Raw genomic sequence first — 12750 nt, 5'->3', positions numbered from 1 at the left:
AGAAGTCTATCACTAAATATTTAACCTTACTTATTCTTGATGATTCGTTTTAACCCATCCTAAAACAATCATAAAACAATAGCCGCCACATTTATGATGACAGCTACTTTTTTTATTCCTATATTTACAGCATGTTACGACGTCATTTTTTATAAATCATCGCCAGACTTGTTGATCCTCTTTACGTATGTCACTGATAAAACACTTCATTCATTACACAAATGGACGATGCATAACATAGCTGTGCAGATCTCAATAATGGAGCAACACTCTCAACATTGCATATACAGACATGACGATGGTGAGCACTTATATTAGATATCACCAGTTAGCTGATTAATAAGTACTGATAGCAGCTGAGTAAAATGTCGATTAAAGACAGATGGAATAATTGTCTCAATAACCAATTTTATAATAAAAGAAGGAACATAAAAATGAACGAACATACTCTAAAAGGTGAATGGAACCAAATAAAAGGCTCAGTAAAACAAAAATGGGCTGATCTTACTGATGATGATTTATTACACGTTGAAGGTAGCCGTGATAAATTGGTCGGAAAAGTTCAAGAACGTTATGGTCACAGCAAAGATGATGCTGAACGTGAAGTAGACGCATGGCGTACTGAACATAAATACTAGTAGATAATCATGCTTGTAAGAAGTATTAAGATAAAAATTTTATAAGCAGATTATTTAAACGAAAACCGCATTAGTTTCTAATGCGGTTTTTTTATGCTGGACTGATCACCAACTTGATTTATATCAAATAATTCTAAAAGATAAAACTCAAAGTCCAGACACGATAAAACCGCATAGCAATTAACTGTTATGCGGTTTTATTGTTAACCATCCATGTTACCTATCACCACTGTTTCCCATGCATCCTTGCATAATATTCAGCATATTGTGATACTGGGCATCCTGCCCTTTTTACTACAACTACCAGCATTAACTACTGATAGCAGCAAAGGGTATGTGTCCTTACTCCACTTATCATTATCATCCTGATGCTAATAAGTGAATCATTATCCTTAATGCGGTCAACTCAATCCTTGAGTCAAATTCCCTAATGCCGTGTGACTATAATGCCTAATTCCTAACCTGATGTTAAGTCGCGTAAGCGTCATTACGTGTAAGCATATGCTTACATGATTCATATTCGTTACCCTGATTACAACTTATTAACGCAAAAGACACTAATCATCAAGCTTCGTACATTATGATAGATAATGTAAGAAAATATTTCAAAGCGCATAATGGTAATGACGATGGTAACAATTAATTTGCCAGTAAGCTATGAATACGATTATATGAACAATCTATAGAGTGCGTACGTGCTCGGCTATCGCCAGCAATGATGCGACGGGTAATTTAAAAATATTATAGGATATTGGATCATGAAAACTCTAAAGCCTTTCTCATTTAAGACCGTTATATCTACTGGTCTTGCAGTTGCATTATTGGGTACTACAGTTGGGTGTGCCGTCGTCGGTCCAGGGTATGATAATTACCCAGTATATGGTGGTAATGATGATTATGGTAACGCTGACTATAACCGCATTAGTCAAAAGCTACGCGCTGATCTACGCCGTAAAGGCTATCAGGTTATGGATATCAAATCCGATAACTACCGTGGCAATCGCATAATGACCGCTTATGCCAAAAAGAACAACCAAGCATACGAGCTAAAATACACGTATCCTGATCTAAAACTTATTAGCTCAAATAAAAAAGCTTGGTCTAATGTTTGGCAAGACGATAGATATGACAAAGACCATTACAACAAAGACAAATATAAAAATAAGGGCAAGCATAAGAATAATAAGCACTATAAAAATGATGATATCGAAGATAACATTAAAAGAGACTCGCGTTATCCAGCAATTAAGCAACGTGCAATCAATAAAATACAAGGCATGGGCTATCGGGTCAACGACATTGAGTTGGAAGAAAAGAACGGACGCGGCGTGTTCGAGATTGAAGCCAAGCGCGGCTCGCAAGAATATGAAATACGACTTGGTTACCCAAACTTAAATGTGATTAAGATTGAAAAAGACTAGGGCATGTCCTCCATTCAATTGATAGTTATAGTCAATCCTATATAAATCAGATACGGTATCAGGCTCGCTTAGTCTACTATTTATAGTGCTTTCGCTTGCCTTCCTTGAATCTAAATTATATTGAACCGACTATATTTAAGTGCATTAAAAATGAAATAAGTAAAATAAAGCTATTAAATAAAGTTTTGGCATCATTGATTACTTGATGCCTTTGGTCAAATAAGCCAGCCCTTGGTTTATTTGACCCTTTTTTATAAAAGAAGCAAAAATATTTTTGACATCATAAGAGGATTTGATGAACCACCATACTTTATTAAAAACCACTACTACAGCTAGTATGATTGCAGCGTTGCTGACGATAACGACTGGCTGTGTCACCGCACCTGGTTATAATGCTTACGGCGACCTTTACGAAGATGTTTATAAAAACAGTAAGGTCTACAAAAAGCACAAGAAGACCATCAACTCCATTGATAAAGAGCTTTATCAGCCTGCTATCGAGCAAAGGGCTGCCAATAAAGTCAGCAATATGGGTTATCGAGTCAAAGACGTCAAATACAAAAAAGGTGACAGTAAAATAAAAGTAAAAGCCAAACGCGGCAGTCAAGATTACAAAATCGAGCTTGGCTATCCGAGTTATAACGTGATTAAGATCAAAGAGGACTGATAGCTAACCCTAAAAGTCTAATACCTCAATCACATCATAGGCAGGCGTTTCATAAGGATGCGCCTGCTTTAACGCCTCGACGACCTCTTTAATATCAGCATCAGCCACTACCATTTCTACCCGCCATTCCTCAACGGTTTCCAGTCGATCATGTGCTCCAATATTTGGATTACTGCCTGCCAGTGGCATAAACTGCCCTATTCCCTGCACTTGCCAACAGCACTTTTCATAATTGCCAATCGTCCCAGCGCCCGCCGAAAATAAAGCGGACTTTACCTGCTCTAATGCTGTATCTGGAATAAAAACCGTCAGTTTATACATGTGTTACTTCCTTCAAGTCTATTTAGAAAAACAGCCATCAACTATCAATCTTACTATTTTTTGGATAACGAAGGATGATCTGTCCAAATGTAGCGTAATAACCATTCTTTTGCCTCGCCCGCATAATCAATGCCAATCCGTGGACGCAGCGATACTGGCGGCTTGCAACCGTCTTCTTCTATCCAAACGGCTGATGCTGGATGAATAGATTTGCCATACAAGTCACGGTCGATTTGTAAACGCTTGGTCAGCTTACCAGGACCAGCAAATTGCTTGGGATGAATCAGTTGTTGATCTAAGCTCAATAATTGCTCATCTCGCAAGCGGTCACTATCTTCTGCTAAAAACCCTGCGCGTATCAGCACCGACTCAGGGGAGTCGATAGCAGCACTGATTAAATTGAGCATATGATGGACACCATAAGTCAAATATACATAAAAAACACCACCTTGCTCATACATGATTTCAGTTCGCGGCGTTCGGCTGCCAGCATGTGAGTGACAAGCGGGATCGCCCGCACCGATGTAAGCTTCAGTTTCTGAGATGCGCATACGCAATATTTTAGTCGTGCCATCCGTATCTAACAGCTTTCTACATAGCACTTTACCTATTAAGTCAGCAGCAACCACACAGGTTGGTCGAGTAAACCATGATGGCGATAAAATAGTAGGCTCAGTGTCAGTAGTAGATGGTTTTGAAGACGGCATACCATAAGCCTTATTTTTGTATGTATCTTTATTATAAGAACAGTAATCTCACAAGTCGTGCAAATTGTATAAGGTTTCAGTAATTTTTTGCATAAAAAAACTGAGCACATGGCTCAGTTTTTTTTACGCTAAAGATTGACCTGCAATGCAGTGCCAATCAAATATCTAGCTTAATGGCACACCAATACGGTTAGCCACTTCTTCATAAGCTTCAATGACATCGCCTAATGATTGACGGAAACGGTCTTTGTCCAGCTTCTTCTTAGTCGTCTTATCCCAAATACGGCAGCCATCTGGTGAGAATTCATCCCCTAAGACGATACGGTCATGGAACACACCAAATTCTAGTTTGAAATCAACTAGTATCAAATCACCTGCTTCGAATAGCGCCTTTAACACCTCATTTACTTGATGAGTCAACTCTTCCATTCTGGCCAGTTGTGCTTCGGTTGCCCAGCCAAGAGACACAGCAAGTGACTCATTGACCATTGGATCACCCAGCGCATCATCTTTATAAAACAATTCATAAGTAGGCGGCGTCAATGCTTGCCCTTCTTCTAAGCCTAAACGACGCACCAAACTGCCCGCAGCAAAGTTACGAACCACGCACTCAACTGGAATCATCTCTAAACGCTTGACCAATACTTCATCTTCAGACAATTGCTTTTCAAAATGCGTTTCGATACCAGCATCAGCCAGTTTTTGCATGATGAAAGCGTTAAAACGATTATTAACGACACCTTTGCGTGCTAATTGCTCAATACGCTTGCCATCAAGCGCTGAAGTATCATCACGAAAATGTAGAATCAAAAGATCATTATCTTCAGTTTCATAGACAGATTTGGCTTTGCCTTTATACAGCAGTTGTTGCTTTTGCATTATGGGAGTTCCTGTTCGTTCAAGCTTATGTGGTAAAAACGCGCAGCGACCGCTGATTTTTGTATGACAGAATGAATAATATTTACATTAATCACTGTAAAATGTCAGCGGTATAAATAAGGAAATAGCTTTAATTCGAAGGACTACTGACAGCGCGCTCAGGCTTCGGTAGCTGGTACTGATTACCTGATTCGTTCTGTAATTTTAGCGTATTTGCACCAGCATTAGGAGTTGCATACAAAGGTACAAAAGGCGCTGGTTCTTTGTTAGCAGGCAGCTCTATTGGCACAAGCTTCTTGCTTTGCTGATATTCTAAGCTACCATTGTCACGCTTACCAAGTAAGTTTTTAGCACTTTGGCAACCGCTCAATATTAAGGTACTTCCCAATATTAAGGTCAGCAGCGCAGGGAATATTTTTGCAGTCGGTGATGATATTTTCATCATATTATCTCTCTGAGTTAGCATTTACACGCATCATTTTATAATAAGTTCGCACGCACCAAGGCGTCATCAATAGTGGCATGATGTTGTTCAGCCAACCATACCAAAGGCAGACGAATACCAGTATCTATCATACCCATTTTATGAAGCGCATATTTGGCTGGGATAGGACTTGACTCAATAAACAAGTCACGGTGTAAATGCTTGACCACATCATGTGCTTTATGAGCCGCATCAAAATCACCACGAAGCGCCGCTGTAAAAGTCTCGCTCATCGCTTTCGGGGCGACGTTGGCAGTGACTGAGATATTACCTTTACCACCGAATGTCATCAAATCAAGCGCCGTACTGTCATCGCCAGATAGCACGACGATTCTATCGCCCACTGCTTTGATCAATTGCTCACCGCGAGTGATAGAGCCTGTGGCATCTTTAATCGCGACGATATTATCGATATCAGCCAGACGTTCTACGGTCTCTTGTGCAATATCAACGACCGTACGTCCTGGCACATTGTAAAGCATCTGCGGGATATTTACCGCGCGCGCGATAGCCTTATAATGTTGGTATAAGCCTTCTTGTGGCGGCTTGTTATAATAAGGCGCAACCAATAGCGCACAATCTGCACCAGCGTCGGCAGCATCTTGGGTCAGCTTAATGGCTTCCATCGTATTATTGGCGCCTGTTCCAGCAATCACTGGTACACGACCTTTGACATGCTGAACAAAGTAGCGAATGACATCGCTGTGCTCTTGCATAGATAATGTCGCTGACTCGCCAGTAGTACCAACGGCAACGAGACAATGTGTGCCTTGCTCAATCTGCCAATCTATGAGATCCGCCAGACGTTTATAATCAACCGTGCCGTCAGGATGCATGGGCGTTACCAAGGCTACCATTGAGCCTTGTAGTCGGGTTTTGATCTCGTCGTATGCTGTGCTCATAACCGTGCCTTACTGTATTATCCTAGCTTTTTTCAAAGCTGTCACATGATAGGTCGTTGGCAAGTGTCAATGATTACGTCTACACCTGTACTCATATTGTGTACATTCATAGGCGCCATTGGCAATATCTTGCTTGATATTAATGCTAAGTATTTTTTATGATCAATCTTTTTCTATGATAGAAGCGTTCGCAATATAGGTGCTCAAAGCCGTCTTGGCCTTATTTTTGCCAATGACCGACAACGCTTATTTAATACTAAAAATAGAATAATAAAAACGCCTGCTAGTGTAGCATATTTTGATTTGACCGCTATCAATCAATTAACGTTCAATCAATTGAATTGCTGACATGCCATTACAACCTATAAACCAACAGCCTTATTATTCAACTCTCAGTTTAGCGCAATGAATCAGCGCTGATAAGTCTTTTGAGTCATGTTAACGAATCGTCAACACATCGATAGTGGGGCGATACAAGCGAAAAGGTAGCCCTCGTGTGCCAATACCGCTACTGACAAATATCTGCGCACTGCCATGTTGGTATAAACCTCGCTGCTTGCCCATGCGGCTATTATTCAACAGGGTTGACTGCTCGCTACTACGTGCGATATTTTTTTGTTTTTGTGCCAACCATATATTTTTTTGAATCGCCTTTGCTGCACCAGTAATCAATAGTGGTCGTGGCTGTAAGGATTTTGGCAAATCGCTAATACTATCAAATCGTGAAGCCAAGATGATGACGGGCTTCGTGGTATTTGCAATTTCAGCACCAAGTGCGGCTTTATCAGACGCATTTGCCTCTTCAATATCAGCAAACTGTTTAGGAACATCTTGCCAGCCGCAAAGCACGGCGACGGTTGGGCTATTTTCCAAATTTTGCTGTCTAAAACCCTCTTTATTATTTTTAGAATAGCTCGCACTGGGCATTACTGGAAGCGCATTAGTAGCCCCAGTACATTTGAGTGGCAGTGACGTACACTGCTGACCGATATAGCTAATATCGAGTACATCAAAGGCACTAGACAACGTATCCTCTAATAGCGGCTGTCCTTGCTTAGTCGTATTAATCGATTGATAACGCAAGTCTGAGGTACTCATTACTGTATAAATAGGCTTATTAACCCCTTTAAACAACATGAGCTGACCCACTAAATCAGCACTTGGGTAATACAACCAGTCGCCCGTAATCAGCACCGCATCTGCTGGTAACGCATTGATAGTAGCAACCAATTTACGAATATGACGCGGCTTGCCGCTATACAAGCCTATGCGTAAATCAGCCAATACGGCAACCGTCAGCGGTGTGGATAAATCTAAGTCGATTGCATGATGATCTAAACGTAAACGATTGGGTTGTATCACCACGGTATAAAAATAGAACCCCATTGCAAATACGGCCACTAGCACGAGTGTCAGTGATAGCTGCGGCAGTATCGGCAACATTTCTTGCGACCAACCTATCACCAACAGCAAAGCCCAAACGGGCATAGTATAGGCAGCATAATATAGTGCCAACTTCAACCAAATACGCATAAAACGTTTGGTAGGATTGGCATTGAACGTTTGTAATCCTGACCACAGTACAATATACGCAAGCAATACTGCTGTCGTAGAGATACTTAGGATATAAAGAGCATGGTCAGTCATAATTACCTGATGGTTACGGAAGGGTATGAGCCTAGCAACTGGCTTACCCTATATTAGAACGTATAGAGCGATAAATAAATCGCTCAATGAATAAGTTAGTGACAGTGTTGGAGCTTTTTGAATCATGGGTAAAAAAATCAGCCATTATAGGGGTCGAGCTCTATAATAGACAAGTAGAATTATTGACGCGTCTGTTATGCCATGCTCAATTGCTGCCCCGAACACCCATTACCCATTACCCATTACCCATTACCCATTACCCATTACCCATTACCCATTACCCCTACTAAGCTATCAAGGCTTACTCAATACGTAAACCAATAATCGCGGGAATACCTTGGCGGATAATTTCAATGGTCACTACGCCTTTTTTGGGCAATGATGAGATGGCGCTTGAAAAATCCGTGACCTTTTTAATTGGCTTTTGGTGGAAATTGGTAATCACATCACCTGCCAATAGACCTGAGCGCGCCGCCAATCCCGTTGGGTCAACTGTGGTAACCAAAATGCCCGTCTTATTATCCACTGCGATTTCTGCTTGCTCATCAGCGGTCAAGTTACGTAAACGCAAGCCTAACTGCACCTCATCATTCTGCTGATCGCCGCCTTGTGCTCTCACATCATTGGGCGCATAAGTGAGTTTGCCGCTGATGGTCATCTGCTTACCGTTACGCTGAATCTGTGCGCGGAAGCTATCGCTCGGTTTGGCACGATTGAGCAAGTTTAATAAATCTGAGGCGCGCATAATTTGCACTTCATTATATTGCAAAATGATATCGCCAGGTTTTAGACCAGCTTTTTGTGCAGGTGAGTCTGGTGATACTCTTGTCAGTAGTGCACCTTGAGGACGATCTAGGTTATAAGCTTCTGCTAAATTGCGATCGATGTCTTGCGGATAAATACCTAAATAAGCACGTACCACTTCGCCATCGGTTTTTAGCTGCTCGTAAATATCCATCGCCGCATCAATCGGAATGGAAAACGACAGACCCATGTAACCACCTGTACCACTAAAGATACGCGAATTAATACCAATCACTTCACCGCGCTGATTAAATAGTGGACCGCCTGAGTTACCCGGGTTCAATGCCACGTCTGTTTGGATAAATGGCACGCTGGTATCGCGTGAAAAACTGCGTGATTTAGCACTGACAATGCCCGCCGATGCTGAGTAATCAAAACCAAATGGCGAACCAATGGCTAGCACTGGTTCCCCTACTTTCAGAGCATTTGAGTCGCCGATAGGCAAAGCGGGAAATTGGTTGCCCGAGACTTTTAGTACAGCCACATCAGAGCGCTCATCACTACCAACCAAGGTTGCATCAAGCTCCGTTCTATCGTTAAGAGTAACAGTGATTTTATCAGCGCCCTCCACCACATGATGGTTGGTTAGCATATAACCATCGGCGGTGACAAAAAAGGCCGTGCCATAAGCATGCTCAATTGCTGGCGTGGCAGCCTGATCAGGAATACGTAAACGATCACCAAAGAACTGCCGCAACAATTCGGCTGTTTGGGCTTGGGCAAGCTCAGCCTCGCTGACGGTCTTGGTGACATTTACGCGGGCAACGGCTGGGGTAACTTGCTGTACTAAGTCAGAAAAATCCGCCGTGGTGACGACAGCTTGAGCGCTCGCCATGGCGGTGGCAGTGACGCCAGCAACCATCGAGGTACTGACAGCAAGCACCAGCGCACTACGTTTTAACCAATGCGGCACATAAAACTTAGATTGCGCTGTAAGCATATTGATAGGCATGTTGTCCTCCATATAAGTAATCGTTGTTATTTTTAGTGGTTATGTTTTGGCTACTATCGCTAGTGAGGCGAATACAATGTTTTAATTTTAATCAAATCCGTATATGACAAACGTTGCATCGGCACTGAATGTTATGGCGGCCAACCTTTTTAGTCGCTATCTAGTCGTTTATTAGATTACTGTTTTTTATACCCTTATGCCATCAACCATTCGCCTTTCCTTATATAAACACCCCAAAACAATGATAATCCTCGCTAGGTGCATGATAAAGACGGCTACTGTATGATAAGTCATCGTGCTATTTTGTCATTATTCCGATCATGTAGGATAACCCAAGGCGCAATTATTTGACCCAGTTATTGTATATTTTTACCACTGCCTACTAATATAGTGCTATATACGGCCTTGCTCAGCATGAAATAAAAGCATGTTATGATAGCAAGCCAAATAACTTTTTAAGCAAACTAAAGTCTATAAATAATCATTATTGACTATTGTTTTATAAAGCTGGCTATTATTACCCTTATTGCTCATCTTTTGCATCACTAGAATAATGCGATGGTCGATTCAAGATAAATGGATAAAAAAAGTCGCGTGACAGTACTATCAATAATAGACTGAGCGAGCGTGATGCCATATACGATTTATATGAGATTGACGATTTTTTCTAGCAATGCTTTTGTCTTTACTACTCTATAGTAGTTATATCATATCTAGCTCATGTTGTGATTCATGATGGATACCATTGTCGTCGCTTACGTTTCATAGAGATGTGTCTCTATAGCGAGTAGCGTCAACTTATTACTATACTACTGGCAGCCGCTACTCTAAAAAAGCGGTTGATAGCTATAAAATACGACAAGATTATAAAAGGATCAATTTATGGATACCGCCCTATTATTATCTGGCGTGGTTGGGATTGGCATTGCTGCCCAATGGTTGGCTTGGTATTTAAAGCAACCGTCCATTTTATTTTTATTACTGATTGGCATTATCGTGGGCCCAGTGCTGGGAGTCTTCGATCCTGACTTGGTGCTGGGAGAGCTGATGTTCCCCTTCATCTCTTTAGGCGTGGCGATTATCCTATTTGAAGGCTCGCTGACGTTAGAGTTTGACGAGATTAAACAGCATGGCACCGTGGTGCAAATGCTGGTATCGGTCGGTGTACTTATCACCATTGCTATCGTAGCGTTATCGACTTATCTCTTATTCGATGTCGATCCACTGATTGCTTTGCTGTTCGGTGCGCTCGTGTGCGTCACGGGTCCAACGGTGATTATGCCGCTATTACGTAGTGTGCGTCCCAATAAGACCATCTCTAATATCCTCAAATGGGAAGGTATCATCATTGACCCAATCGGCGCTATTGCCGTGGTTTTGGTCTATGAATACATCATCTCAGGCGGCGAAGCCAGCAGTATCTTATTGTTTGCCAAAATCGTGGTATTAGCGACAGCGATGGGTATGGCAGGCGCTTGGCTGCTTGCGTTCTTGATGCGCCGGCATATGATTCCTGAGTTTTTACGCAATGTCTTTACGCTTGCCTTTGTCTTGGTGTTATTTTCAGTATCGAACCATTTAGAGCATGAGTCTGGGCTATTGACAGTCACCGTATTGGGCGTGGCATTGGCGAATTGGCCAAAATTCCCACGCGATACGATTTTAGAGTTCAATGAATCTTTAACCATCCTTCTTATCTCTGTGCTGTTTATTATCCTTGCAGCACGTGTAGAGCTGGAAAGCTTACTTAGCGTTGGTTTCGCAGGTCTGGTGTTACTTGCTATCGTCATGTTTGTAGCGCGACCCTTATCCGTTTGGGCATCGTCTATTGGCTCAAACTTAAAGACCAATGAAAAGCTGATGATTAGTTGGATTGGGCCACGTGGTATCGTCGCTGCAGCCATCTCATCACTGTTTGCGATTCGTCTGCAAGAGTATGATATTCAAGGTGTTGAGCTGCTCGTACCCTTAGTATTCATGGTCATTATTGGCACGGTCATGATTCAAGGACTGGGCTCAAAAATAATCGGCAACTTGCTGGGTGTCCGTGAGCCTGAGACCAATGGTATTCTTATCGTCGGCTCAAATCCCATTGCCCTTTTGGTAGCAACTTCTCTAAAAGATCAGGGCTTTGATGTCATCGTCGCACACAACAACTATACCAATATTGCCCGCGCACGCATGAGTGGTCTGCGTACTTATTTTGGCAATCCCATCTCTGATCATGCCGATCATCATCTTGACCTGATCGGTATCGGTCGGCTGTTTGCAATGAGTATGGACAAAGAGATGAATACCTTATCTGAGATTCATTATCGTCATGAATTTGGTGAGCGCAAATTGTACCGTCTCAAGTTCAGCGACGAAAAGGTCAAAAGCGAGCGCGATGATAAGCAAGGCAACTTCCACTCGCAGTGGCTGTTTGGCAAAGATGTCACTTATACCAAGCTTGCCAGTATGCTGTCAAAAAAAGCCCGTATCAAGATTACCAACATTACTGACAGCTACAGCTTTGAGCAATACAAAGCCGACAATAAGCAATTCGTGCCGCTGTATACAATCGACAAAGAAGGCAAGCTACACGTCATTACCGATAAGTTTGATGGCATCGTGCCACGCGATCGCAAGCTCATCTCACTGGTAGTGGAAGATGAAGTACAGCCAAAACCTGTCGACGTGACACCTAAACAAGAGCAGGCGCGACTGGCAGCTGATGCTAACTTTGAGTCCAGCTCAAAAGCACCTGAAAAGCGTAAAGAAAAAGCGCTGAGCGATGATAATGTTGATGCAACAGAACAATCCATTGCCACTGATAGCGACAGCGCTAAAGAAACAATTGCTGAGCAGGCAATCACTGAGCAAAATGCACATACTGAGGTATCAAACCATTCGAGCAGCAATGCTGAAACTAAAACCACGCCAGACACCTTAAATGACAAAGTGATAGCGTCAAAAGATGAGTCTATTGACGTCGTTAATAAAGGCGTCATGTCAGCCAACTCGACAGCGACTTCGAAGGCAATTCCTAAAAATAAGGTGTCTAACAATAGTAGTACGAATGGTAATGGCAACGCACCTAAAACCAAGAAGGGCGCGCTTGATCCAAATCGTTTACCCGACTCTGGTCAAGATAATACAACCAATACAAGCTCTGATGTCGATATGACTAAAGGCGATATCACTAAAGACAACATTAACAAAGACAATGTTCAAGAAATTTCAAATAATAAAGCTGTGAATAAACAGGATAAATAATCGTTGCCACAGCTTTGATTTAACACAGTTTTGACAATGTCTTGATGAATGTTTTGATACTTTATAGAATATC

General features: G+C 42.0%; 11 protein-coding genes. 4 read left to right on the top strand and 7 right to left on the bottom strand.

The features are described from left to right. Positions 1-434 precede the first annotated feature (434 nt). The 3 genes from ACT3S4_RS11115 (at position 435) to ACT3S4_RS11105 (ending at position 2726) form a co-directional block, all read left to right on the top strand. Complete coding sequence (locus tag ACT3S4_RS11115) at positions 435-638, top strand: CsbD family protein (protein WP_045443240.1); 204 nt, start codon at positions 435-437, stop codon at positions 636-638. 758 nt (positions 639-1396) lie between these two features. Then, the gene (locus ACT3S4_RS11110; RefSeq protein ID WP_087815873.1) at positions 1397-2059 is read left to right on the top strand and encodes a hypothetical protein; all 663 of its coding nucleotides are present in this window, start codon (positions 1397-1399) and stop codon (positions 2057-2059) included. 295 nt (positions 2060-2354) lie between these two features. Next, a complete protein-coding gene (locus ACT3S4_RS11105; protein WP_087815872.1) occupies positions 2355-2726 on the top strand; it encodes a hypothetical protein in 372 nt (123 codons plus the stop codon). 9 nt (positions 2727-2735) lie between these two features. Here the strand turns inward: ACT3S4_RS11105 and ACT3S4_RS11100 are convergent, their stop codons facing one another. From ACT3S4_RS11100 to ACT3S4_RS11070, 7 genes are all read right to left on the bottom strand, one after another. Beyond that, entirely contained in the window at positions 2736-3047 is a 312-nt protein-coding gene (locus ACT3S4_RS11100; protein WP_087815870.1) for an NGG1p interacting factor NIF3, read from the bottom strand. Between the two features lie 53 nt (positions 3048-3100). After that, on the bottom strand, positions 3101-3754 hold the full coding sequence (locus tag ACT3S4_RS11095) for a DNA-3-methyladenine glycosylase (RefSeq protein WP_444761063.1): 654 nt from the start codon (positions 3752-3754) through the stop codon (positions 3101-3103). Positions 3755-3919: 165 nt separating this feature from the next. Next, entirely contained in the window at positions 3920-4633 is a 714-nt protein-coding gene (purC, locus tag ACT3S4_RS11090) for a phosphoribosylaminoimidazolesuccinocarboxamide synthase (RefSeq protein WP_045443231.1), read from the bottom strand. Positions 4634-4763: 130 nt separating this feature from the next. After that, entirely contained in the window at positions 4764-5078 is a 315-nt protein-coding gene (locus ACT3S4_RS11085) for a hypothetical protein (RefSeq protein ID WP_238035624.1), read from the bottom strand. A gap of 35 nt (positions 5079-5113) precedes the next feature. Beyond that, positions 5114-6019 carry a 4-hydroxy-tetrahydrodipicolinate synthase gene (gene dapA / locus ACT3S4_RS11080; RefSeq protein WP_444761062.1) on the bottom strand — a complete coding sequence of 302 codons (906 nt, stop codon included), beginning with the start codon at positions 6017-6019 and terminating at the stop codon, positions 5114-5116. A gap of 438 nt (positions 6020-6457) precedes the next feature. Beyond that, positions 6458-7666, bottom strand: coding sequence for a hypothetical protein (locus tag ACT3S4_RS11075; RefSeq protein ID WP_444761061.1), 1209 nt, complete (start codon positions 7664-7666; stop codon positions 6458-6460). 301 nt (positions 7667-7967) lie between these two features. After that, on the bottom strand, positions 7968-9332 hold the full coding sequence (locus ACT3S4_RS11070; RefSeq protein WP_444761084.1) for a Do family serine endopeptidase: 1365 nt from the start codon (positions 9330-9332) through the stop codon (positions 7968-7970). 972 nt (positions 9333-10304) lie between these two features. Between ACT3S4_RS11070 and ACT3S4_RS11065 the strand changes: the two genes are divergently transcribed. Next, positions 10305-12677 (top strand): cation:proton antiporter, encoded by a 2373-nt coding sequence (locus tag ACT3S4_RS11065; RefSeq protein WP_372814514.1) that lies wholly within the window; start codon positions 10305-10307, stop codon positions 12675-12677. Positions 12678-12750 lie beyond the last annotated feature (73 nt).

It is taken from the genome of Psychrobacter sp. AOP30-A2-5, from assembly GCF_052378115.1.
In the GTDB taxonomy this organism is placed as follows: Bacteria; Pseudomonadota; Gammaproteobacteria; order Pseudomonadales; family Moraxellaceae; genus Psychrobacter.
The sequence above is the reverse complement of the archived record's forward strand: the minus strand, read 5'-3'. Positions and strand labels throughout refer to the sequence as shown.

Excerpts from the sequence above, each read along its gene's own strand:
- ACT3S4_RS11115 (WP_045443240.1), top strand. The coding sequence starts at position 435 with ATGAACGAACATACTCTAAAAGGTGAATGGAACCAAATAAAAGGCTCA.
- ACT3S4_RS11110 (WP_087815873.1), top strand. The coding sequence starts at position 1,397 with ATGAAAACTCTAAAGCCTTTCTCATTTAAGACCGTTATATCTACTGGT.
- ACT3S4_RS11105 (WP_087815872.1), top strand. The coding sequence starts at position 2,355 with ATGAACCACCATACTTTATTAAAAACCACTACTACAGCTAGTATGATT.
- ACT3S4_RS11100 (WP_087815870.1), bottom strand. The coding sequence starts at position 3,047 with ATGTATAAACTGACGGTTTTTATTCCAGATACAGCATTAGAGCAGGTA.
- ACT3S4_RS11095 (WP_444761063.1), bottom strand. The coding sequence starts at position 3,754 with ATGCCGTCTTCAAAACCATCTACTACTGACACTGAGCCTACTATTTTA.
- purC (WP_045443231.1), bottom strand. The coding sequence starts at position 4,633 with ATGCAAAAGCAACAACTGCTGTATAAAGGCAAAGCCAAATCTGTCTAT.
- ACT3S4_RS11085 (WP_238035624.1), bottom strand. The coding sequence starts at position 5,078 with ATGATGAAAATATCATCACCGACTGCAAAAATATTCCCTGCGCTGCTG.
- dapA (WP_444761062.1), bottom strand. The coding sequence starts at position 6,019 with ATGAGCACAGCATACGACGAGATCAAAACCCGACTACAAGGCTCAATG.
- ACT3S4_RS11075 (WP_444761061.1), bottom strand. The coding sequence starts at position 7,666 with ATGACTGACCATGCTCTTTATATCCTAAGTATCTCTACGACAGCAGTA.
- ACT3S4_RS11070 (WP_444761084.1), bottom strand. The coding sequence starts at position 9,332 with ATGGTTGCTGGCGTCACTGCCACCGCCATGGCGAGCGCTCAAGCTGTC.
- ACT3S4_RS11065 (WP_372814514.1), top strand. The coding sequence starts at position 10,305 with ATGGATACCGCCCTATTATTATCTGGCGTGGTTGGGATTGGCATTGCT.